15 protein-coding genes are annotated in these 23,993 nt (G+C 56.7%); 10 read left to right on the top strand and 5 right to left on the bottom strand.

All coding sequences use genetic code 11. The annotated features are described in order from the left end of the window. Positions 1-351: 351 nt before the first annotated feature. Both AABZ39_00475 and AABZ39_00470 read left to right on the top strand, forming a co-directional pair. Positions 352-1,425, top strand: a complete 1,074-nt coding sequence (locus tag AABZ39_00475) for a glycoside hydrolase family 43 protein (protein MEK6793222.1) — start codon at positions 352-354, stop codon at positions 1,423-1,425. A 191-nt stretch (positions 1,426-1,616) separates the two neighbouring features. After that, positions 1,617-2,492: a hypothetical protein gene (locus tag AABZ39_00470; protein MEK6793221.1), complete on the top strand. Its 876-nt coding sequence runs from the start codon at positions 1,617-1,619 to the stop codon at positions 2,490-2,492. A gap of 21 nt (positions 2,493-2,513) precedes the next feature. Here AABZ39_00470 and AABZ39_00465 read toward each other — a convergent pair whose 3' ends face one another. The 3 genes from AABZ39_00465 to AABZ39_00455 all read right to left on the bottom strand — a co-directional run bounded on the left by AABZ39_00465 (position 2,514) and on the right by AABZ39_00455 (position 5,725). Continuing rightward, complete coding sequence (locus tag AABZ39_00465; protein MEK6793220.1) at positions 2,514-3,938, bottom strand: hypothetical protein; 1,425 nt, start codon at positions 3,936-3,938, stop codon at positions 2,514-2,516. Between the two features lie 87 nt (positions 3,939-4,025). After that, positions 4,026-4,832, bottom strand: coding sequence for an AraC family transcriptional regulator (locus tag AABZ39_00460; protein ID MEK6793219.1), 807 nt, complete (start codon positions 4,830-4,832; stop codon positions 4,026-4,028). Beyond that, positions 4,829-5,725 carry an AraC family transcriptional regulator gene (locus AABZ39_00455; GenBank protein MEK6793218.1) on the bottom strand — a complete coding sequence of 299 codons (897 nt, stop codon included), beginning with the start codon at positions 5,723-5,725 and terminating at the stop codon, positions 4,829-4,831. The genes AABZ39_00460 and AABZ39_00455 overlap by 4 nt, the downstream gene beginning before the upstream one ends. Before the next feature lie 36 nt (positions 5,726-5,761). Between AABZ39_00455 and AABZ39_00450 the strand changes: the two genes are divergently transcribed. Next, positions 5,762-8,083, top strand: coding sequence for a hypothetical protein (locus tag AABZ39_00450; protein ID MEK6793217.1), 2,322 nt, complete (start codon positions 5,762-5,764; stop codon positions 8,081-8,083). A 15-nt stretch (positions 8,084-8,098) separates the two neighbouring features. Here the strand turns inward: AABZ39_00450 and AABZ39_00445 are convergent, their stop codons facing one another. Beyond that, positions 8,099-10,471, bottom strand: coding sequence for a glycoside hydrolase family 2 TIM barrel-domain containing protein (locus AABZ39_00445; protein MEK6793216.1), 2,373 nt, complete (start codon positions 10,469-10,471; stop codon positions 8,099-8,101). Positions 10,472-10,669: 198 nt separating this feature from the next. Between AABZ39_00445 and AABZ39_00440 the strand changes: the two genes are divergently transcribed. The 7 genes from AABZ39_00440 to AABZ39_00410 all read left to right on the top strand — a co-directional run bounded on the left by AABZ39_00440 (position 10,670) and on the right by AABZ39_00410 (position 22,769). Continuing rightward, positions 10,670-13,249 (top strand): hypothetical protein, encoded by a 2,580-nt coding sequence (locus tag AABZ39_00440; protein MEK6793215.1) that lies wholly within the window; start codon positions 10,670-10,672, stop codon positions 13,247-13,249. Positions 13,250-13,360: 111 nt separating this feature from the next. Further along, complete coding sequence (locus AABZ39_00435) at positions 13,361-14,365, top strand: hypothetical protein (protein ID MEK6793214.1); 1,005 nt, start codon at positions 13,361-13,363, stop codon at positions 14,363-14,365. Positions 14,366-14,478: 113 nt separating this feature from the next. Then, entirely contained in the window at positions 14,479-15,450 is a 972-nt protein-coding gene (locus AABZ39_00430) for a heparan-alpha-glucosaminide N-acetyltransferase domain-containing protein (protein MEK6793213.1), read from the top strand. Between the two features lie 77 nt (positions 15,451-15,527). After that, positions 15,528-16,607: a hypothetical protein gene (locus AABZ39_00425; GenBank protein MEK6793212.1), complete on the top strand. Its 1,080-nt coding sequence runs from the start codon at positions 15,528-15,530 to the stop codon at positions 16,605-16,607. Beyond that, positions 16,600-21,036: a sugar-binding protein gene (locus AABZ39_00420; protein ID MEK6793211.1), complete on the top strand. Its 4,437-nt coding sequence runs from the start codon at positions 16,600-16,602 to the stop codon at positions 21,034-21,036. Before AABZ39_00425 ends, AABZ39_00420 begins: the two co-directional genes overlap by 8 nt. A 17-nt stretch (positions 21,037-21,053) precedes the next feature. Beyond that, positions 21,054-22,355, top strand: a complete 1,302-nt coding sequence (locus AABZ39_00415) for an alpha-L-fucosidase (protein ID MEK6793210.1) — start codon at positions 21,054-21,056, stop codon at positions 22,353-22,355. An 84-nt stretch (positions 22,356-22,439) separates the two neighbouring features. Then, on the top strand, positions 22,440-22,769 hold the full coding sequence (locus tag AABZ39_00410) for a sulfurtransferase-like selenium metabolism protein YedF (protein ID MEK6793209.1): 330 nt from the start codon (positions 22,440-22,442) through the stop codon (positions 22,767-22,769). Between the two features lie 56 nt (positions 22,770-22,825). Here AABZ39_00410 and alr read toward each other — a convergent pair whose 3' ends face one another. Next, positions 22,826-23,974 (bottom strand): alanine racemase, encoded by a 1,149-nt coding sequence (gene alr, locus AABZ39_00405; GenBank protein MEK6793208.1) that lies wholly within the window; start codon positions 23,972-23,974, stop codon positions 22,826-22,828. Positions 23,975-23,993: the final 19 nt, after the last annotated feature.

Genomic DNA, 23,993 nt, shown 5'->3' with positions numbered 1-23,993 from the left:
CGTGCGGGTGTGCGTATCTTAAGGAAAAGCGGAGGTCGCATGCAATTCGCTTCGAGTCGGATATTCAGAATTAAGAGTGCTGAAAAAGGAGAGTCACTAGGATGAGCTGTTGCACAGGAAGTGCTTAGTCGATGCGAGCCATGCGTGCGCCTATGGCGCAGTCCGGCGGCAGAGCCGCTATGGGAGGGCGATTTGCATCGACCGGATGAGCAGGATTACATCACCAACAAAATCCGGTGAATCCGGGAATCCGGGCATCACTCCTCTTATCTTTTTATATCATCGGATTTGTTAAGCCCCACTATTGACAAAGACAGTTCCGGCTGTATCGTAACCCCCACGGAGGCATTCATGGCTTTCACACCCGGAACACTATGGCCCGACAACAACGGCGTTCACATCAACGCACACGGCGGCGCCATGCTCTTTCACGACGGATATTACTGGTGGTTCGGCGAACACAAAGTCGCAGGCGATGCCGGCAATAAAGCCGAGGTCGGCGTTCATGTGTATCGATCGACCGATCTCTATTCATGGGAAGACCAAGGCATTGCACTCTTCGTGTCCGACGACATGTCGCACGGTATCGCCCGCGGATGCATTCTCGAACGCCCAAAGGTTCTTTTCAACAAACTCACAAATCGTTTCGTCATGTGGTTCCATCTTGAGCCGAAGGGAAAGGGATATCTCGGCGCACGCGTCGGTGTCGCCGTGGCCGAGCGCGTCGCGGGACCGTATCGCTTCGTAAAATCGTTCCGTCCGGATGCGGGCATATGGCCGCTCAATGTCGATGATAATGAAAAAAGTCCGCTCGCTCCGGAAGAATTCGCAGGGACAAAATACACCGGCGCGGCATTCGACGGCTATGACGCGAAGCGGCTTTTCCGCCGAGATTTCACCGACGGGCAGATGTCGCGCGATATGACGCTCTTCGCCGATGACGACGACACCGCGTATCACATCTATGCCTCGGAAGAGAACGGTGTACTGCACATCTCACAGCTCACTCCGGATTATCTCGGTTCGTCGGGGAGATGGGCGCGCGCTTTCCCCGGGCGTTTCATGGAAGCTCCGGCGATGTTCCGGCACAACGGGAAGTACTGGATCATCGCTTCCGGATGCACGGGGTGGAAACCGAATGCGGCGAGAAGTGCGGTGGCGGATTCCCCCTTCGGCCCCTGGAAAGACCTCGGTAATCCATGGATTGGCGCCGACGTTGACACCGCGATCAGCTTCGATTCGCAGCCGGCATTCATCTTTCCGGTGCAAGGAAGACCGGGTGCCTTCATCTTTCTCGGCGACCGCTGGCGACCGGAGAATGCAATAGACGGGCGCTATATCTGGCAGCCGATAGAATTCGAAAATGATAGACCGGTGCTCCGCTGGCACGACAGCTGGGATTTGAGATTTTTCGATCGGCCCTGAATCATATCACAGAACGACCATTCTATCGGGGCTGTCGCGAAATTGCTATTCGCTCATAGCGAAGAATAATGAGCATCAAAATATCATCAGAATCGAGGACAACAGCGGGTTGCAACCCGCTGTTCTCTATTTTGGCGACAGTTCACTATCGGCCATTGACGTTCGGACCGGAAATTGGTTATACTATCCGTATGCCATCGATCATAGCACGAAGAACATTCCTGCGTCATTCACTCGGTGCAGCAGGCGCCGCCGTCGCTGCATCGGTCACGAACGTATTCGGGGATACCTCTCCCGCCGATCTGAAATCGAAACTTGTGAAAACGATGAAGGAAAGCGGGGCCTACGATGTTCGCATCGCCGACCCGCGAACAGGTTTCGAACACGCGCTATCCATGCCTAACCCATTCCGTGTCGAATCGCCGAGAAAACTCTGGCCGCAATGCAGGAGCATTGTTGTCATTATCGCGCCCTACCCCCCCGTCCTTGACAATAACCTCCCTGTCGATAAGCGCGAGGCGCAGTTAAGGGGGCTTAACTCGGGAAGCACCGACTCGGAGAAGAACGGTGCATCGTTCAATGTCTATCACCCGCTCACGATAAAAGTGATGTCGCGCGCGTTCCGCACCGGCTGGCAATTCCTTGTGCGAGCGGGCTATCAGGTAAAGCCCGACGTCGGCGGTGTGCAGGTGCAGAGCAAACTCGCCGCATACGAAGCGGGCATCGGCGTATACGGGAGGTCGGGGCTCATATTGCATCCTGAACTCGGCAACCGTATGGTGATCCTGACGCTCATGACCGACGCCGTGCTCCCGCCTGACGAAAAGCTAATCTCATTTACTACGAACTGTAAAAAATGCGGCGTGTGCGTGAAGACATGCCGCGGCAAATGCTATCGTGCCGATAAGGATTATCCGACCTCATATACCGTCACCGCATGCGCACAGAGCAGGAATGAAGTGCTCATGAAGGAAGGCGGGCTCTGTCAGAACTGTTTCGCAAACTGCCCGGCATCGGAGAAAAGCGACGAGGAGCTCTTGGCGTGGCTGCAAGAACGAACAGGATAGAGCGCTTCCGCCGGACAGCTATCAGAAATCCGATAGATACTTCCAGCACGGCTCCGTTATCTCCCGCGGACGATTGACCCAGTCCTTACGGGGATATTCTCCGGAAAGAAATCCCCATATCGCCGATCCGCAGTAGAACGTATCGCTTTTGGGACGCTTCATGGTGCAATATGCATCGCCTGCCGCACGAGTGAACGACTCCATCGTATAGCCGCTCGGCTCGCGCGCACCGGTCTTGAGGTTCTCGCGGTACTCATATTCCATAGCCGTCGACACGAACGGCACGCCGAGAAAATAAGTCGTGCCTGCCGCAACCGCATCCGCGGCGAACGTTTCATACCGCGCACGAGCGGCATTGGCGAACTGATCCGGCGATCGTGCGATGTCATACGCCATGAGCACGGCATAATCAAGCACGGCAAAAAGATGCCTGTCCCACACCGCCACCGCGGCGCTCACGGGCTTTGTCGAATACTTTTTTACCGCGATGTAGAACGGGAGCGCTTCGCTCACATACGGTTCGATATCGAAATGAATACCGGCGCATGACGGATCGGCATTGACAGCATCGGCGGCGAGATTGGCGAGCGCCTCCTGCTTTTCCGCGGGATACGTACCGAGGCGTTTGCCGGCGGACGCATCGAAGTTCGCATGTACTTCAACCTCCGCCGGAAGATGCTCGCGGAACCAGGCGAGCCGCTGTGTACGGAGCGCGGACAATCTTCCGCCTTCCGGCGTGAACGTGAAGCTTCCTGCATAGACGAAAAGTATCCGTATCGGCACCGAGCTCACCTTGTTCCATGCACGAATACGCGCGACATGCGCATCCGATTCCTCATATATCCATGCGGCATGGCCGCGCTTGACGGGAGCCGTTTTCCTGTCGCGGAGAAAGCCGTACTCGGGTACCATCGACCGCGACTGCGTACGCGCATCGCTCAATGCGATATCCTTTATCCATACCGTACCCGCCGCTTCCGAAACATCGTCCTTCACCGAGTTCACACCGAGGCTGAATCTCACCGAATCGATATCCCGCTCCGAATCGCTGAGAATAAAGTCGTCCAAGGAGACGGCGAAAGTCTGCCATTCGCCGGTCACTGAACCGAGTTTTGAGAAATCTATCTTTGCGCGCTTACCCGCTTTCGTGCGAAGCGTCACCGATGCCGGCTGAAGGGCGTTCGCCGAACGTTTCATCGTGAAAAAAAGCGAGTGCACCCCGGCGCTTTCCATCTTGACCGCAACGCCCGCATAGGCATAGCCGAGCTCGACATGCTCCGGTATAGCGTATGTTGCCGTGATCAAATCGTCTTCAAGCACGGCGTGTATCACCGTATGCGAACTTTTTTTCTCCTCGCGGTCGCTGAACGTTGTTATATCGCTTTTGGTGAGCGGGAACAGTGAGGCTGCCGCACAGAGAAGAACGCTTACAATGTATGCTTTCATGGTTGCCTCGCTTGTGTCATGTGTTCAGTATAGTCCGCTTCGTGTGGATAATCCATATCCGCAGGCACTGTTTTCATACCATGAGCGTTATCGAAGGTCCTGGTTTGCTCGGATGTATGACGCCGGGCTTATGCCGACCGCCGTTTTGAACGCGCGACTCAGGCTGAACGATGTCGTGTATCCGGCAGCGCGTGCCGCTGACGAAAGCGTTCCGCCAGAAAGCAGCATCATCTTCACCCGCGCTATGCGCGCCTCTCGGATATGGTCCATGAGAGGCTTTCCGGCGGCGGCCTTAAAGAGCACGGTGAACCGTGACGGCGAAAGACCGACGGTGTCAGCGGCATCGGACGGTGATATGTTTTCTGCGAGATGCTCTTCGATATACCGGAATGCCGGGGCAAGCCGCATCGCCTCACGAAGCGAACGTGTTTGTTTCGGATCGCGCCGTACAAGCGAGAGGAGTATGCCGAGAATACGGAAGCCGAGTTCCTGTTCGCGGGCGCGATCCGCTATAGCATCCGGAGAAAGCTGTGCGAGTTCGGAGACGATATCGCCGATCTTTTTTCCGATGTGAGCGCCAGCCGAGAGCGGGAGCGTCATGAGCGGGAAAAGCTCTATGCCCCCCGCGACCGTGTAGCGTATATGCGCCCACCGTGTGCCGGTGACCTTCGTGCGCGAGAGAATCTCGATTCGATGGCGCGTACGGGGAGGGATGATCATCACTTCGCCGGGACCAAACGTATGCGACACGCCGTGATCGAGCAGAAGCTTCCAGTGAAGTCCCCGCCGTACGGACACGAGGAGACAGGGCAGTTCACGCCAATCGATGACGCTCCTTTTTGCCGGGCTGTCATCGCCGCGGTCAAGACAGGTGAATGCGATCGCGTCCGTCATCCGCGTATGATCCCGCGATTGTGCGTACGGTGATCGGCAGGCGAAGTCCGTGTGTGCCGCTTGAAGAATCGCGAAAAATAGAGCTCGTCGTTGAAGCCAAGCTCATGCGCAATATCCTTGACCTTCATATCGGTGAAGATAAGCCGATAACGCGCGCGTTCGATGAGGCAGCGATTGATGTATGCCTTAAGCGTAAAGCCGGTATCGCTCCGGAACGAACGCATGAGCGAGCGGGCATTACGACCGAGCTTCGCGGCGTATTCCGCCGGCGGCACGCGGGCGCTTACGCTGTCATCGATAGCACGGAAAACATCGCGGTATTTTTCCCCGACCGCGATGCGGCGCCGAAGCGATTGAGCGCTCCCGGCGATGAGCGGTGCTATCAGCATGAGACAGAGCGCTTTCGCCTCTATGCTGTCTCGAAGGTCTTTGCTTTGCGTGAGCGCAATGAGCCGTGAAAGCATCGATGCGTCCGCCGTATAGCTCAGTGTGCGCCCGGTGCCGGCGAATATGTCCTGTGTCGGATAAAGCTCAAGACGGAAGTGGAGATAGAACGTCTTGAAATCACGCTGCCATATCTGTTCGCATGACGAGCCGATGGGATTGATGAAGACAAGCCCGCGCTTGAACGCAAGATCGCCCGTTCTGTCGCGCATGATACCGCCGGTGCCGAACAGTACGTGGAGACGGTTGACCGGCATGGCGTCCTGCGTCGCATTCCACCAGCGCCCGACGGTGCCATAGCCGTGCTCGAGTACGGTGAAGGCGAGCCGTTCCGCAACGAGCTGAAAAATATCGTTCTTCGCTATCTGTTTCATGCCGTATCGTCCATATCCCGCAGCCATTCCGTCCATTGACGTATCTGCGCGGTGTCGGTATAGTACAGTCATCATATCCCGACCGATATATCCGTCAAGGAGTGTTCACGAATGAGATATCTCGCCCTGCTCCTCGCTACGGCAGTGCTCTTCGCCGATATGAGCGATGATATTGACTCATACACAACGGGGAGCATCAACGGACAGGGGAATTGGTCTTCCCCGAAGAACGATGCGGTGATAGAGGACGTATCGTCGGTCGGCGGCAAGGGACAGGCGATACGCATCAAGCCGAAATTCGGCATTGCACAGATGATGCTGCCGAGCGGTATGGACGGCGTTGTCACCGTTTCGTATTCGCTCCGTCTCGCAACAAGCGACTGTAAACTGATAATACAATGCATCGACAGCGAAAAGCGCGCATCGGTATTCTTTTATCATGATACCGGCCGGAAGTGGGGGTTTAACAGCAGCGGGGCATACCATTCGGTCGGCGACACGACAACGCCCGGTACTTGGACCACCGTCATCACCGTCATCGATCACGCTGCGAAGAAATTCTCGGTCTATCTCTCCGCGGGGGGTGCGGTAAAACCGCTCGTGAAGGAGCGCGCCTTCAAGGACGCGGCGGCAAAGGACCTCTCAGGCGTAACGTTCATGCGCAACGGGCAGGGCGATGATGATGCGATCCACATAGATACGATACGTGTTACTGCGGGAACGTTCGAGCTAAAGGAGGCGTCGGAGGCGAAGGATAGGCTTGTCTTTTCAGTGCCATCGCATCCGCGGCACAGCCTCTTCTCTGGCAATGAGCAGATCGCGGTATCATTCGAGCTTATCCGCGAGAACCCCATTGCCGACAACATTGAGTGGAAGGTGCGCGATTTCCGCGGTGCAACGGCGGCACAAGGGGCGGCGGATGCCGCTCCCGAAAAGGTCGTGACGGTGAACGTATCGATGCCGCCGCTCCCGGCTGGCTATTACGCGGTGCATGCTCGAGTAAAAAGTTCCGGGCTCCGCATCGCGCGTGCGGGAAGCCGCCCCGACAATTTCGGCACCATCGGTATACTCCCGTCCGTGCAGACGATATCAGCATCGGCGGATGATGCGCGTTTCGGCATGCAGGGGACGGCGTTCGTCGCAAGCGGCATATGGACGAACGGCGATCCCTTCGGTCCGCTCTACGGCATGCTCGGTGCACGCTGGCTCAACTTCATGCGGCAGTGGTCGAAGCTTGAGCCCAATAACCCGGGACAGTTCACGCCGAAGCTCGCATTCGACGGCGCAGCGCGAGCAAGCGAAGCTGACTATATAGTAGAGAGCGATCTCACCACGCTTATCTGCATCAACGGACTTCCGCAATGGGCCATAGACTGGCCGGCGAACGTTCCGAGACCGGCAGGGGCCATGAACGATCAGGCGTATGCACCGAAGGACCTCTCGCAGTACGAGGCATTCCTTGAGAAGATCGGGCGCGAATCGGCGGCGCGCAGAAGCGCTCTCTGGCAGCAGAAAAAGAATTACTATCAGCTGCAATGGGAACCTGATTGGCATTATAAAGGAACGGATGAAGCGCTTGTTGCAATGTACAAAAGCGCGTGGCGATCGCTCCATGCGGGCGACCCCGATGCGCGGGTGATGGGTACCGGCGGCGGCGTGCTTGCTAAGACCGTTGAAACGCTTTCACGGATCCTGCCGCTCGGCGCGGGAAAATATCTCGACGGCATTGCGACACACGCATACTATGTCCCCTTCGGCGATCCGAATGCGACCAATCTCGGCGGGAAATATATCTCACCCGAGGACGGCGGGCTGATACGTGATATGAGAAGGCTTCGCGCGCTCATGAAGCGGTACCTGCGACCGGATGCCAAGCTCATACAGAGCGAGTGGGGGCTCGATTATCGCTCATCATACCGCGAACTGGATCCGGCGCTCCTTGCGCTTCAGGCGGCGTATGTGATACGCGGTCATATCATACTTCTCGGTGAGGGATGCGATACGACGTTCTTCTTCTATCTCGGCGATTACGGAAGCCTTGAAACGCACGGCGAGGACGGCTACGGTCTCATGTTCAATCTTACTCTGCCCAAGCCCTCGTTCGGGCCGACGCATGTCGCGCCGAAACCGGTGTTCATGGCCGCCGCTGCGATGACGCGTGTTCTCGAAGGAACATCGACGGCAGGACCGCTTTCGACCGCGGATGGGCTTCATGCGTATGTATTCAGGCGCGGCGATGGATTTGTGACGGCGGTGTGGGCGTCGAAGGATACCGGACGGTCACTGACGCTCGGTACGGGCGCGGAAAAGACCGGCATCGTCGACTTTATGGGGAATCAGTCCGTATCGGATTCGCCCGGCGGCACGTTCGTTCTCACACCAGAGATATATCCCGTCTATGTGATGACGAAGACAATGCCGACATTGCGCTAGTGAGCACGGCACATATCAGCGTACCGACACGGCGACCGAAGCGTCGGGAAGACCTGCCGATGATGCCTGTATCGTCATCGTGCCCGGCGTGTCGGATGCAGCGAGCGCAATGCACATGCCCGCAAGAACCGGTATCGTATTGCCGCGGAGATTGCCGACGAATTCCGGATCACCGTTATCGACACCGGCGATGCGTCCGCCCTCGGCAGTGAATGTAATGTCATTGTCGGCGGCAGGAACAACTGATCCGTTCGCGTCGAGCAGGCGTGCGGTAAGATACGAAATATCATGTCCGTCAGCAGTGATGGTGCTTCGGTCGGCGGTGAGTTCCATGCGTACAGGCGCCCCCGTCGTTCGTATTTCGCACGATGCGATCTCTTTCCCGCTGCGATATCCTTTTGCCGAACACGTGCCGCGTTCATAGCATACATCCCATGTAAGATGCCCGTAGGGCTCCCGTTTCTTTCGTCCGCACGACTTTCCATTGATACACAGTTCCACCTCGTCGCAGTTGGTCAGGCAGCGTACGGTGATAGTGCTCCCTTCATGTCCTTCCCAGTTCCAGTGCGGCATGAGATGCAGCACCGTTTCATTCGTCCAATGCGCACGATAGTAGTGATAGCTGTCCTTCGGGAAACCCGCCGTATCGACGATGCCGTAGAACGAGCTTCGCCATGGCCAGGTATACGTGCCGGTCTCGCCGATATAATCGAATCCCGTCCACATGAAAAGCCCTGCGGCATACTTGTTCTCCATGGTGATCGCGAGCGATGTCTCCGCTATTTTCCAGCTTTCCTCGGCAAGCGTTGAGCGGTTGTGCTTGCGGGGATGTTCGAACAATGGATACGTGCCGCGCTTATGCACAAGCTTATGCGATGAGGTTTCGCTTCCGATGATAAGGCGTCCCTTCGTGTGTTCCGCGGCGTATGTCGGTTCGGAGTAATTATAGCCGGCTACATCGACGATATCGTTAAAGCCGTCATCGCGGGTGAAGTGCACGAACATGCCGCCGCAGGTGACCGCTCGCGTGCTGTCCTCCTCATGGACAATACCGACAAGCCGTCGGCCGATCGCGATCCCATCCGGGAGCGAACGGCCCTGCTCGGGTATCTCATTGCCGATGCTCCATATCACCACCGACGGATGATTGCGGTCGCGGCGTACGAACGCTCGAGTGTCCTTTTCATGCCAGTCGTCGAAGAAGCGGCTGTAGCCGTAGAGCGCGAGCGCCGGATGCGCCTGTTTTCCGGCAGTGTGCGTGCCCTGCATAGCGGTGCGGTATTTGTTCATGCGCCACTCGTCGAAGGCTTCGTCCATCACGAGCATCCCCATCTCGTCACAGAGATCGAGCAGTCCCGGCGCCGGAGGATTGTGGCTTGTCCGTATCGCGTTCACACCCATGCCCTTGAGTATCCTGATGCGCCGTGCTTCCGCACTGCGGTTCCATGCCGCACCGAGACAGCCGTTGTCATGGTGCATACAAACGCCTTTCATCTTCACCGATCTTCCGTTGAGGAGGAATCCCCCATCGATATCGAAAGCAATGCTGCGTATGCCGAATGCGGTCGTCATGCTGTCGACTGTCGTGCCGTTCTCGATGATCTCTACGAGCAGCGTGTAGAGTTCAGGATGATCGATATCCCAGAGCTTCGGCGAGTCGACGGAAATGCGTGCTTCCGCCATGGATGTCGATATCTTATTCGCTGTCTGTTCAATTACAGTCTCCGCTGCGCGTGCGCTTTTATGGATCACGGCGATGTTCACCCGATACCGTTTCGTGACCGTGTGATCGTTCTGTACGGCGACTGACACCTTCACGACGGCGCGTTTTTCCGACACCTCGGGTGTGGTGACCGTCACTCCCCATTGTCCGAGATGGAGACTGTCGGTGATCGTGAGGCGTACATTCCGATATATGCCGGAGCCGGTATACCAGCGTGATGAGGGCTGCAGGCTGTTGTCAACGCGCACGGCCACCGTATTCGGCGTTCCGTCGCGGTGTACATGGTCGCTTACGTCGCAGTGAAAGCTCGTATATCCGCAGGGCTGATATGCGACGCGGCTTCCGTTCAGAAAAACTTCCGCCGCCATATAGATGCCATCGAATTCGAACACGACGCGCCGCGTGCCGATGTCCGCAGGCAGAACGAATGACTTCCGGTACCAGCCGATGCCGCAGGCGACATAACCCCCGTGCTGCTGCGACGGATGGTCCGCCGCGAACGGCGCCTCGATGCTCCAATCATGCGGGAGATCCACCGTCCGCCACGACGAATCATCGAAAGCGGGCGCCTCCGAACGCTTTTCGTCCTCGGGTGCGTATGTCGTGAATCGCCATCCGCTGTCGAAATTGTTACCGCGTATGAGCGCTATCGTTCCCTGTGTCATTTGCTGTCCTTATCGTGATGCCGTTAAAGAACTATCGATGCTTCATCCAGTATATGGCATTCCCGGAGAAAAACATGGCCACGCCGATATCATCCGCGACTTCGTAAGAAAATGCAAGGAACGCCGGTCTATGCGGTGTCGAAATGCACTTGCACAAAACACCGGTATACTGATATACTGCACATATAGGATATCATCGTGTCCGCAGACCTGAACGAACAAAGCTCATCGCTCGGCTTCCCCGCCGGGCGCGTCGACCCGCCGGATTATCTCAATCCGAAATCGCCGGACCATAAGCTTTTCATCGACGCCGTCTTAAGCGCGACGATAGCCGCCTATCACGACGACATACTGACGCTGATCGGGAAGATGACGCGGGATATGAGCGGGTATCAGGGCAATGCCGTTATACGAACATCCGAACTCTATGCATATATCGGGCGAAATCCCGCCAACACAAAAGCATCGCTCGAAGCGTTCATCCGTGCCGTCTGCGATGTCGAGCATTTCGCCGTACGTTCGCCGGAACTCGCTGATGACGGACTGCCGCGTGCGATATTCTTCCGCGAGAAGGGCGCCCCGCCGATGACATCCGATCCGTACGCCGAGATGGTCACCCGCGTCAAGGCGGTCTTTTCCGATCTTGCCGCGGTCAAGAAGCTCATTACTGACGATGCGAAGAACCGCGCTTCCGGAAAGCCAACGCTCTCATTCCCGGATGGGACATCGCTCCTGGCATGGGCGCGCGAAGTGTTCTCCCTCGCACCCGATGCGGTCAATGCGCTCCTGTCCGATCTCGATATACTCCCGGCCGCCACCGTGCTCGATGAATTCTATTTCGCCGATGTGAACGAGATCCTTTCCCATCCCTCGGGCATGGTGAAGGTGATGATCCCCCGCGGGCCCATCGTCGATACGCCGGTGGAGTTCCTCTTCTCCGCCAACCCTGCGAACATCGAGTACATTGCGATGAACGTACTCTTCCCGGCCATGACCTATTTCATAGAATCGCATATGACGCTTTCCGACCGGCAGTATCTCAACGAGAATATCACACAGGACATACGCAAGGGAACTGCCACGCGGGTGACGGGCACGCAGAGCGCCGAGCAGCTCATCACGCAGATGCTCATGCACGGGCTTTCGCGTTCGCCGGAGCTTGAGATCGTGCTCGTACATATCATGCGCTATGCCGCAGGGCAGGCGCACAGCACCGTGCTCTATCAGCTTACGGCGTTCGCCTGGCTCACGGTAACGCGTGCACGCGCGGTGCGCCGCTCGCAGGAAGAGATGGACCGTCAGTCGGTCATGGAAATGCTCATGACCGGCTCGGTGAAACGCGAGGTGCCGGCATCGTTCTATCAGCTCTCCTATGTTTCGGTCTACGAACATTTCATCCGCGGCAGCACGCCGCGCTACGACACGGCCGCGATCAAGGCGTTCTTCCCCCTCACGAAGATGATAAGCGGTTCATCGATACCGCAGTACACCGAGATCGGCGACGGTGTCGTGCTCTCACCGCGCCTTATCGACGTGTTCGATACGCTCCTCCATGAGATGCGTGCTGCGGCGTTCAACCGCATCGCGGACGACTGGGCACGCACACGGATACCGGGCAGGTCGCAGTTCGAACGCCAGTACGGGAATGTCCGTGCCGGGGGCGAAGCCGCGGGCGTCAACCGACTCACTCCCCTGCTCAACGATATCGACGGACGCTTCCTCGCCGTGCTCGGGAAGCTCATCGATTACCGTGCGACAAATGGCGATGCTCGCGCCTTTGCGCAGAACATCTATACCCAGTTCACCCCCTCCGAGGGCATTTCCGGTGCAGGAACGGGCGAGACCGAACGCCTCGATCAGCTGAAAGAACAGATGCTTTCCTCGGTGAAGCGCTCGGTGAAGAACATCTATGCGGACGGAATGATGAAGCGCGAAGCCGTGAACGAAAGCGCGATCGGTTTTTCCTCGTACCATGAAAAGGTCGAGGCGCTCTTCGACTCCGTCGTCTACCGATCGATGAACCCGCGTATCATCGTCGGCCGGGAGACAAGACCGCTCATCGATATACTCGGCATCCGCGATCACAGCGATCTCAAGGATACCGCAAAGCGTATACGCCGATTGAACGGACATCTTTCGTTCTGGGGGAAAATACTGCAATTCTTCCGTTCATTGTTCAGCGGCATATCAAGCGCAAGCCGTGAGATAGAGGTGAAAACGCGCCTCTATGCGGCATCGGACAAAGCCGAGCGCGAACGCATCCTCAGGACCTACCGCGGGCCCAATCGTCATGAAATGGAAGCGATAGCCGCGGAATGGGAAGAACATGAGCGTTCAAAGCACCTATCGCCGGCTTCGGCGCCGGTAAAGTCACCGCAGATAAAGATAAAGAATTCGGATGCGCTCGAACGGACGCGCGGTTTTCTCACCGACACCCCGGAAAAAAAGGACCTCGCTGCATACCTGCTTAAGCGTTACTACGCGGATAGAATGGAATTCAGGGATAACACCTCGGTGCAGCCGCTCATCGATTCGATGCTGGTGAGCGAGACCAACAATATACTCTACTTAAGCGTTTCCGCCGTCAAAGCGCTCAAGGAAGGCCGGCAGAAAGAGGTCGTCGAATATCTCACCGCGCGGCATGAAGCGCTCATGAATTTCCTCACGCAGCGCGGCATATCGGTGGGCGAGCCTGACCTGGTCAAGCGCCTGCGCCCGCTCGAACCGATGTTCCGCAAGGATATCGCCGCCGAGCGTACGCTTGCACGCCTGAAATGACGCGCTTGTCAAAAAATCCATGTTCCGCGGCAGGAACGTCCATTGTCATACTTTCCCGGCGTCATTACTGTATCTGCATCGCTACACATACGAAAGAGAAGGAGCACGACGATGCAGCATAGGGCAGACTGGTTCCGCGATGCGAAATGGGGCGTGTTTTTCCACTACCTCGCCTCACCGGCATCGAGCACGAATGCGCCGGAAATGACCGCCGATGCATGGGATCGTCGTATCGACGGTTTCGATGTTGACGCACTGGCAGATCAGCTTGCGGAGATAAAAGCGGGATATTTCTTCATCACCCTCGGCCAGAATTCAGGCTACTATCTCTCCCCGAACAACACCTACGATCGCATCGTCGATAGAAAACCGAGCCGCCTTTCGCGGCGCGATCTTGTCGGCGACATAGCAGCAGCGCTTACGAAAAAAAATATCCGCACCATGGTGTATTTCACCGCTTTGGGCCCCGCGATGGACGTTGCAGCGCTTGAAAAGCTCAAATGCACTCCCCCGTGGAAACCCGTGTGCGCGCTCGCATCATCGAAGTATACCGTACAGCCGGGCGTCGATGACAGGCTCACGGAATTCCAGCACAACTGGGAAGCGATCATTCGTGAATGGTCGATGCGATGGGGCGGGAACGTTCACGGCTGGTGGATAGACGGCGGATATTATGCCGACACGCTCTATCGATCTCCTGCTGCGCCGAATTTCGAGAGCTTCGCTGATGCGATGAGGGCCGGCAACAAGGGGTCGATCGTGGCCTTCAACCCCGGTGTAAAGATCCCGGTGATAAAACATGCGGCGAACGAGGACTACACCGCGGGTGAAGCGGCCAATGGGCTGCCGGTATCCGTGAATACAGGAACTCCGTCAAGCTGGGGGCCGACGCTTTCGCGTTTCGTCGACGGCGCACAGTACCATCTGCTCACGTTCCTTGGTGAGTATTGGGGGCGCGGTGATGTGCGCTTCAGCGACGATATGCTCATCGCGTATACAAAATACGTGAATTCTTTCGACGGCGTCATTACCTGGGACGTACCGCCGCTGCTCGACGGGCGCATACCGGATGCGTTCATGCGCTCGCTCAATGCGCTGAGAAAAGCAACGCGATAGATGATCATGAGGGATCGTATTCTTTTCTGCCGATCGCGGCGCAGAACATACATCCGTGTCCTCTGGAAAAATATATGCCGCCCCTATATACTGATGACACTTGGGGGAATACCATGAGAAAAAGAACAATGTCATCCGTACCGGTCGATCGCGACGGCGCCATCGATGCCTTCCGCGGACTTACCATTGTACTTATGTTCATAGCGAATTATTTTGAGCATATCAGGACCATCCCCGCCTGCCTCAAACATGCGCCGGATATCGGAATAACCATCGTCGACTTCATAGCACCGTTCTTCATCTTCGCGATAGGCCTTACCTTCGCCGCATCGGTCACAAAGCGTGCAGCACGCGACGGCGCGTTCAAGGCGGCCGAGCACGTAATAAAACGCGCATTCGCTCTTATCGGCATCGGCATGATGTTCAGCATCGGCGAACACTCGTTCGGTTTTGCGAACTCCATCGTCGTCTGGGGCGTACTGCAGGCTATCGGGGTCGCGATCATACTCTCGTTCCCGTTCCTCTTCATGCCCGTGTTCATTCGTCTCTCCCTGGCGCTCATCCTCCTTGGCGCGTATCAGTGGGCGCTCGATACATACTGGCTTTCAACCGTTCTTCATTCATCGCATGCCGGACTTCCCGGTTCATTGAGCTGGGCGCTCCTCCTCGTCCTGTCGACCGTATTCGGCGACATCCTTCGCAAGAGCAAAAGCTTCTGGACTGTGAGCGCCGCGCTCCTCGCCATCGGCATTGCCGCTGCTTTCTTCTTCCCGATCAGTAAGCACCGCATGTCGCTATCCTTTGTGCTCATCACGGTCTCATCCGGCGCCATTGTCTTCGGGGGTATGCGCATGCTGTTCAAGCAGAAGTTCGATGTCCCGGCACTGCGCATTGTCGGCACGAACCCGCTCGTTCTCTATATGACACACCTTCTGCTGCTCTCCGTATTCCTCGTACCGTCCGTTCCCTGGTGGCATACCGATCCTCCCCTCTGGCTCGCCGCTGTACAGGGGCTTCTCTTCATCTCCGTGCTGGTCTGGCTCGGCTTCGCCATGTACCGCAGGAAAGCATTCGTCTCACTGTAGCGCGAATGGCTCGTCTTGACAAATCGGATCATCCGTCTATACTATAGGTGTTATAAAGTTAGACAATATGGTGTGCCATGCGGTTGAACACGGTCAGCAAACGATCGCTCGCAACGCAGCTCTCCGATATCCTCACGACCGACCTCATTGCGGATGCCGAGAGCAACAAGGGGCTCCTTCGCTCCTACCGGGTGATAGCGCGGGATTATGACACAAGCATCAATACCGTGCACCATGCCGTAAAAGCGCTCGTGAAGCAGGGGGTGTTCGCCACACGGAAAGGCATCGGCACATACCTCCAGACGGGGTACCGCAAGCGGCTGGCCACGATGCGCCGCCCGCGACGTACGCACATCGCGGTGATATTCTCCGACCTCGCTGACGCCTATGCCTGGATGAACCCCTTCATCGCCGGCATCACTGCGTATCAGCGCAGCCATGCCGGCTTTTCATTTTCCGTACATTATCTCCGCGGCACTGACATCGAGGATGATGTGAACGCGCAGATCCATGACTATCTCATGAAAGGCTTCTGTGACGGTGTCATCCTCATGTGTCCGGTCATCCCGAAGAACATACGTATGATGCAGAAGTACCACATCCGCTTTGTCGCGCTCTTCAATGACTATGCGCAGCGCATCGATACGGTGCATGCGGACAGCGAACAGGTCTACCGCGAGATCTCAGCGGTCATGACCACTGGGCGGCGTACAAAGCTCCTTCTCATCGTCAACAATGACCTCAATTCCCGCACGAACCGTTTTTGTGCCGGCTTTGAACGCCATGCAAAGGGCGCCGCCTTCGCCGTACGATCGCTCCAGTACACAGGATGTTCACGCACTGCGCTCGCTTCCTTCATGAAAAAGAACAGCGCCTCGATCGCATGGGCGGATGCCGTATTCACCATCGGCGATGAAGCGGCCATGGCATGCAGAGAACACCTCCGCACATCGGGCCGTGAGAAAAGCACGATCATCATCAATTACACCGACTATAACTATACCGTCGCCGAACACAATATCATGAAGCAGGGCGTCCGCGAGATACATACCGCTATCGAACTTCTCATTGATCAGATACGGAACCCTGAACATAAGCCCGCACGTCACATCGTCAAGAGCGATACGACCGCCCTCAAGGAGAACGCCAATGGTTAGATCGAACGCCCTCATCATGTGCGCACTGTTTGCCGCCGCGGTGTACGGACAGAGGACCGTTGCCGCATCGATAACGCTTGCGAACGGTGACGGCGCCGTAAGCGTGCCGAACGCCGCCGATATCAATCCCGGCTCCGGGGACTTCATGATCTCGTTCCGTATGAAAGCGGCTGATCAGGCGAAAGCACATATCGTGAGCAAGGCCGGATGGGCATACAATTCCTATTCGGCATACATTGAGGGCGGAAAATTCCATGTGGAATTGAAGCTTCCGAACCCGCCGGGAAAGGGCTTCCGCCTGAGCGTCCCGGTATCATCAGTGCTCGACAATGCATGGCATGATATCCGTGCATCATTCATCCGCGCGGGAAAATGCACGTTTACCATCGACGGAAAGATCGTCGACAGCAAGGATATGACCGACAGCGGCATCGCGGTGGTGAACGAAGCGCCGCTCATCATCGGCAAGGGGCCGGCGGGCGGTTTTACGGGAGAGCTTGCCGATGTCAAAGTGCATGCAGGCTATGCCCCGGCCGCTGGATCGAAGAAACCTGAAGGCGCGGGTGACGGCGCAGCGAAGGAACGACACGGCAGCGCCCCTGGCGGCACGATACGCATGAATGACAATGGCGCATTCACTATCGTTGACAAAGAGGTCATGATCAAGGACGGCATACTCTACTACATAGTCAATGGGACGGAGATATTCAATGTGCGCATTATCTGGAGCGCGCCGGGTCTTGCCTACGGCCAGTCCGATGTAGGGACGCTCACCAATGCGCGTATGATCGCGGATAGACGTGAACACATCATCACCGGGAAGATCGTCAATAAGGACGGCACATTCACCTCGGGCGGGTTCGAGATACGCGTCGCGCTTGCCGATGACGGCATCATCAGCTATCACGCTCGCATCATCGATCCGGAGGGGAAGATCAGCGCCACCGTGCGTATCATTTTCCCGAAATTCATCCTCGACAATACGATCTATAAGGACGGTGATGAAGCGGTAACGCTCGGTACGACGTACGGGAAAGAGAACAATCGTGCGTATAAGTCAAAGGTCATCGATCTCTTCTCAGGGGACGTTGACAGGAATGTGAAGCTCGGCTTCCTTGAGAGCGGCGGTACGGATTTTGTCGATCGCCGCGGCGAAACGGCGAGCCCCTACGGCGATATACGCATGCGGGTAGCCCCATCGAAAGAGGCGAGACTTTCCATAGATATACGGAACGTTGACGAGAAGAAGCTGTCAGCATACCGCAGCCGCATCGTGAATGAATTCGATCCTCTCGATTTCGAGAAATTCAATCTGGCAAAGCTCCCGAACTATGCGGCGTCGCTCAACCGAATTCAGAACCCGAGCTTTGAAGAAGGTTTTCACAGCTGGGAGGTCCGCCAATGGGCCACCGTGGTCGGTGATACGAATCACGCGGAAGAATGCATCATCATCGACGACCGTACGGCATATCACGGGAAAAAGAGCCTGCGCTACCAGCTGCGCCGCGGGTCAATACCCAATCCGACGCGTGCGTATCAGCCGTTAAGCTCGCTCTCGACATTCCCCTATCAATTCAAAGCAGGCAGACAGTACACGCTCTCCTTCTATGCGAAAGCCGAGGAAGCATCCGCCAACGCCGGCCTCATGTTCATCACGAAAACGTGGGGGAAATGGATGCATACGAAGAATTTCTCCCTCACAACTGAGTGGAAGCGCTATGTGACCACGTTCACGCCCGCCGAGACCGCCGGCCAGCTTTTCCTTAACGTCAGTGAAGGCGGCATCAAGGGCGAACGCGTGCATATCTGGATAGACGCCGTGCAGCTTGAAGAGAGCAGCGCCGATACCCCGTTCACGATGAAACCGATAGCCGTATCCATGGAGCGCACACGGAACCTGCAGTTCGTGCGCGATCCGAAGAAGATGGTCTTTGATCTCGTGAACATGACCGCATCACCGCGCAGCACTGATGCACGCGTCATCATCCGTGATCTTTTCAAGAACGAGATATTCTCGCGCGAATGGAAGTCGGTATCGCTCAGCCCCGGCGCACCCTCGCCGCTCGCCTTCGATGTCGCTTCGGTGATGGACCACATCGGATTTTATACTATCGAGGTACGGCTCTCCGGGAGCGAACACAACGACTATGATTTTTTTCGCATCGCGGTCATCGATCCGTACTCAAAGGATGATATGAAGTCGATGAAGCATAATCTTGTCTTCAGCTGGGGGCTTTTCCCGTCCTGCAATTGGCCGAAGAACGTCGCGCTCATGCGTATGCTCGGCACCGGCGGCGTGGAAGCGAACAATTTCACGCATTGCGCAAAGGAGATACAGGATGTCTTTGACAGGGAGGGTATGATAGTCTTCGGCATGATGATAGACGACGGCGCCAACGCACGCTATATGCCCGACCAGGACCGCATCATGAAGCTTCTTCACACGATAACCGATTATGACGGGCCGGAGATGGATGAGATAACCGCATGGTTCAAGAACTATTTCCGTCAGACGAAGCATTTCAAGTTCTGGAAATACGCCAATGAGCCCAATCTCGGCATATTCGATAAGCCCTCCATCTATAACCCGAAGACGTTCCCGCAGATAATGAAGCGGCTTTACGCGGTACTCAAAGAAGAGATTCCCGATGCCGTCGTTATCTCTCCCGATCCGGCGAACAATTTCGACAGCGCGCGCAAATGGCTCGATGTGCTCCTTGAGAGCGGCGGCGGACGCTATTTCGATATTCTCGCAACGCATCCATACCGCGAGAAACCCGAACGCCCGAGCCTTGAATACGACAGCGAGGAATTCATAAAGCTTGCCGACAAACACGGCTTCAAGGGCGACCTGTGGTATTCCGAAGGCGGCAACTGGTCGCAGCTCTATCTCCCCGCCATTCCCGTCGGCCGTGCGTTCGCCAACACCGATTCCGTACGCCTGGGGCGCTTTACATCGGATGTATACGGCAACCGCTACTGCGCGGCGTATAATCTTCGTACCATGATAATCACCCTCAGATACGCCGACCGCATCAAGATGTTCCTCAATTGGACCACCGGCGGCGTCTATATCGATTCCGTCGCCGGCATACCGACCGACATCGGTGTGGGCTACAATGCCGTTGCGCGCATGCTCGGCAACTCATCGTTCGTGCGTGACTTCAAGTACGCGGAGACCGTAAAGACATTCCTTTTCAATAACGGTTCCGGGGCCGGTGTCGCCGCGATATGGGACTTCGACGACAAGCTCGAGCTTGCCGAGCGCTCACCATTGAAGTTTCGGCTCAAGAACGTGAACGGCATCACAGTCACCGATGTGCTGGGGCGTCCGCTCGCCGCGGAGAAGAAAGGGGAATATCTTGTGTTCAGTATCGACTATATGCCGGCATTCATATGCGGACTCCCGGTCAAAGAGCTCGAAGCAGTGCTCACCGCTTCAACGGTAGAATACGGCGAAAAGGAAGCGATATCGATATCACCGAAGATCATCGATCACCGCACGCTATCCTTGATGGTGAAGAACAAGGATGCAAAACCGTTCACCGGCACCTTCACCTATGCCGTCAACGGGAACGAAGCATCGGCACCGCTTGCGATCGGGGGATTATCCGAACGTGCGTTCACCGTGGACCTCGCCCCGTATATCAGCCAGTCGGCGCGCTACACGATAGACGTGAAAGGGAAAGTGCATACGGACAGAACGCTTTCCGAACGCACGGAGCGTATGAACATACTCTTCTGCAGCCGCACACGGGGAAATATCGTCATCGACGGCGAGCTCGATGACTGGGCGGATTACCGCTACGCCGTCGTCGGCGGTACTGAGGATGACGCCATCGATTACCGCACGGGGGGCGGCTCCTACAAAGCAGGTGCCGCATACCGCGCCGATCCGCTCAAGGCGAAGTTCATGTTCGCCTATGACGATGCGAACCTCTACATGGCCGTCATCGTGAAGGATGATGTCCATTACCAGCCGTTCCCCGCGACGAAATTCTGGGCGGCGGACTCGATACAGCTTTTCATCGATGCGTTCAAGGACGGCACGGAGAACAGCCTCAACATGCAGGACGATTATGCGTACATGCTCGGTTCGGGCGTCGATGGGGACCAGGTGTTCAGGAATTTCTCTCCGCAGCGCCAGATAGCCTGGCTCGACAATGTCGTCGTTGAAAAAGGCGTTCCGATGAAGATAAAACGCGATGAGGAAAAGAAGATGACGACATACGAACTGTGTTTCCCCGCGAAATATATCAATCCGGTTTCCATTAAGAAGAATTCGGTCATCGGCCTCGGTCTTATGGTGAACGATGCCGACGAGAACAAGAGCGATCCGAACATACCGCGCAAGACCGCGGTCACCACCTGCAACGGCAAAGAGGGGTGGATGAACCCGTGGAATCTGTCATACTTCGTGTTCGAATAGACCAGAGGTGTACCTTCATGACGCGACCTGTACCCACCCCGTCACATCGTGCATGGGCGAACGCCGAGATCGGCGTTATCATACACCTCGATGTGCAGGTGTTCGAGCCCGCATATAAATTCCGCGAACAGCGCGGCTACACCCCGCCGCCGTCGGTGTTCAACCCGCACTCGCTCGATACCGATCAGTGGATATCCACCGCTGCGAAGGCAGGTGCGAAATACGCCGTGCTCGTGGCGAAGCACTGTTCGGGGTTCTCTCTCTGGCCGACCAAAGCGCATAGCTACAGCGTGGCATCAAGCCCCTGGCGAGGAGGGAAAGGCGATATCGTCGGTGACTTCATCGCATCCTGCGCGCGTTACGGCGTAAAACCCGGCATCTACGCTAGTGCGAGCTGCAATGCTTTCCTCGGTGTGGATAATCCCGGACGTGTGCTTTCCGGTGATGCCGCGGAACAAACGCGATACAATCGCATCGTCGAACAGCAGCTTACCGAGCTCTGGAGCAATTACGGCGAATTGTTCGAGATATGGTTCGATGGCGGAGTGCTCCCGGTGCGGGAGGGCGGTCCTGATATCATACCGCTCCTGACACGGCTACAGCCCAATGCCGTCGTCTTCCAGGGCCCGCATGAATGCGCTTCGCTGCTCCGCTGGGTCGGCAATGAACGCGGCGAAGCGCCGTACCCGTGCTGGGCGACGACATCGATAACGACATCGGATGACGGGACGAAGGAACGAATCGACTGCGCCGGCAGCGCCGACGGGGACCGGTGGGCGCCGGCGGAATCTGATATGCCCAACCGCGATCAGCACAAAGCATTCCAGGGCGGCTGGTTCTGGCGAAAAGGCGATGAACAGCATCTCTATTCACCCGAGCATCTCGTCGAACGGTACTATCAGAGCATCGGGCGAAATTCCAATCTGCTCCTCGGCATGGTCATCGATGACCGCGGGCTCGTGCCGGATGCGGACATCGCTCAGTTCACCGCATTCGGAAGAACGATAGCGCGCACGTTCGAACGAGCGCTCGGCACGACTGAAGGACGCGGGGATATCACGCTCGCGTTCGACACGCCGACACGCATCGATACCCTTGTCATCGCCGAAGATATCACGAACGGCGAATCGATACGTACATACACCGTCGACGGCGACACCGGGAACGGCACCGAACGCCTTTGCGCGGGCACTGCGGTCGGCCACAAGCGCATCGAACGGTTCGCGCCGCGGACGGTGCGTTCATTGACACTGTCGGTATCCGCCGACGGGGAAGCGCCGCCGATGACGCTCAGTGCGTTCTCACGGGGTGCAGCCTGAAGGGGCCGAGCGAAAAATCAGCCATTGTTCATATTGCGTTCGCCGATGGATACGGTATAGTCTGCATCACAAGGAGCAATGACAATGGACCTCGTTATCATCAATTCGGATTCCATGGGACAGGGTGATGCCGCGCTCGGCGCGCAACTGACCGGCTCATTCCTCCGCACGCTCTGTTCTGCAGGAACGAGGCCGAACGCCATCGTCTTCTATAATGCCGGCGTGAAACTCCTCGCCGAAGGATCGCCTGTGCTCGACGCGCTCGATATACTCGCCCGCGCAGGCATCGACCTCGCCGCCTGCGGAACATGCGTTTCATTCTACAAAATAGCTGATCTCAAAGCGGGGCGTGTGAGCACGATGAAAGAGATAGTCGGCATGATGGGGAATGCGCGGTCAGCGGTCACGATCTGAAACGAAACGTGCAGTAAAAGCCGACAACGTATGGTCTTTGAACACCGCCGCAATGACTATGAACGATAAATGAGCGGTACGCGCTCGGAAAGCATGCACGTTATCTCATACGGAATGGTATGTATGCGCGAAGCAAGTTCTTCCACGCCGATACGTTCCCGCCCCTGGCTGCCGATAATGACGACCTCGTCGCTTACCCGCGCGACTTTTCCAGCCGCGTGAAGCGGCGTGACATCGAGCATGCATTGGTCCATCGACACTCGCCCGATGAGCGGCACGCGCGCTCCATGCACGAGCATTTCCATATTGTTCGAGAAGGCGCGGCTTATCCCGTCCTCATAGCCGATGGGAACGGTTGCCACCTGCATGCGCTTCTTCGCGATGAAGGTACGCCCATAGCTCACCGACATGCCGCGTTCTATCGTCTTGACGAAAATTATCCTGCTCTTCAATGACAATACCGGTCTCAGGGGGAGTACGGCAGCAAGCCCCTTTGACTGGGCATACCCGTAACTGATAAGCCCCGGGCGTATCATCGAGAGATGGCTTTCGGGGAGCGAGAGCACCGCCGCGGAATTCGCCGCATGGATGAATCGCGGACGTACGCCCCGCGATGCGCACGCATCGACTATCGCCTGAAAGCGGGAAAGCTGCCCGCGCGAGAATTTTCTATCGTCGTCGGATGACGGGAAATGCGTGAACACCCCTTCGATGATAATGTTCCTTTTCCCCGCGGCGTGCAGGATAAGCGAAAGGGCGTCCTTTTCCGAGACCCCGACGCGGCCCATGCCGGTATCGATCTTGATATGAACGCGTATCCTCTTACCGCGCTTCTTCGCCGCGCGGTCAAGCGCATCGATGAAATGAGCATCGGCAACAGCGGGTATCAGGTCATAGCGCACTATCGCCGGAATCTGTTCGATGAAGCTCAATCCAAGGATCACGAGGTTCGCACGGATCCCCTGTGCACGGAGGAACATCCCCTCATCGGTCGATGCGATCCCGAAATACCGGACACCGCTCATCATCGCCGTCTTCGTGACCGCTTCCATGCCGTGGCCGTACGCATCGGCCTTCACCGGGAGAAGATATTCTGCACCCGGCGCATGTCGTCTAATAATGCGTATATTGTGCGCGAGAGCGGAAAGATCGCTTTGCGCCCATGTCGGCCTTCGGCCAGAACGTATCAATGAGAGAGCGGTCATGGTGCATGAGTATAGGGCG

The organism is Spirochaetota bacterium (assembly GCA_038043445.1).
Classification (GTDB): Bacteria; Spirochaetota; Brachyspiria; order Brachyspirales; family JACRPF01; genus JBBTBY01.
The sequence above is the reverse complement of the archived record's forward strand: the minus strand, read 5'-3'. Positions and strand labels throughout refer to the sequence as shown.

Coding starts and splice junctions, on each gene's coding strand:
- AABZ39_00470 (MEK6793221.1), top strand. CDS start 1,617: ATGCCATCGATCATAGCACGAAGAACATTCCTGCGTCATTCACTCGGT.
- AABZ39_00465 (MEK6793220.1), bottom strand. CDS start 3,938: ATGAAAGCATACATTGTAAGCGTTCTTCTCTGTGCGGCAGCCTCACTG.
- AABZ39_00420 (MEK6793211.1), top strand. CDS start 16,600: ATGGTTAGATCGAACGCCCTCATCATGTGCGCACTGTTTGCCGCCGCG.
- AABZ39_00435 (MEK6793214.1), top strand. CDS start 13,361: ATGCAGCATAGGGCAGACTGGTTCCGCGATGCGAAATGGGGCGTGTTT.
- AABZ39_00450 (MEK6793217.1), top strand. CDS start 5,762: ATGAGATATCTCGCCCTGCTCCTCGCTACGGCAGTGCTCTTCGCCGAT.
- AABZ39_00430 (MEK6793213.1), top strand. CDS start 14,479: ATGAGAAAAAGAACAATGTCATCCGTACCGGTCGATCGCGACGGCGCC.
- AABZ39_00410 (MEK6793209.1), top strand. CDS start 22,440: ATGGACCTCGTTATCATCAATTCGGATTCCATGGGACAGGGTGATGCC.
- AABZ39_00425 (MEK6793212.1), top strand. CDS start 15,528: ATGCGGTTGAACACGGTCAGCAAACGATCGCTCGCAACGCAGCTCTCC.
- AABZ39_00415 (MEK6793210.1), top strand. CDS start 21,054: ATGACGCGACCTGTACCCACCCCGTCACATCGTGCATGGGCGAACGCC.
- AABZ39_00460 (MEK6793219.1), bottom strand. CDS start 4,832: ATGACGGACGCGATCGCATTCACCTGTCTTGACCGCGGCGATGACAGC.
- AABZ39_00445 (MEK6793216.1), bottom strand. CDS start 10,471: ATGACACAGGGAACGATAGCGCTCATACGCGGTAACAATTTCGACAGC.
- AABZ39_00475 (MEK6793222.1), top strand. CDS start 352: ATGGCTTTCACACCCGGAACACTATGGCCCGACAACAACGGCGTTCAC.
- alr (MEK6793208.1), bottom strand. CDS start 23,974: ATGACCGCTCTCTCATTGATACGTTCTGGCCGAAGGCCGACATGGGCG.
- AABZ39_00455 (MEK6793218.1), bottom strand. CDS start 5,725: ATGATGACTGTACTATACCGACACCGCGCAGATACGTCAATGGACGGA.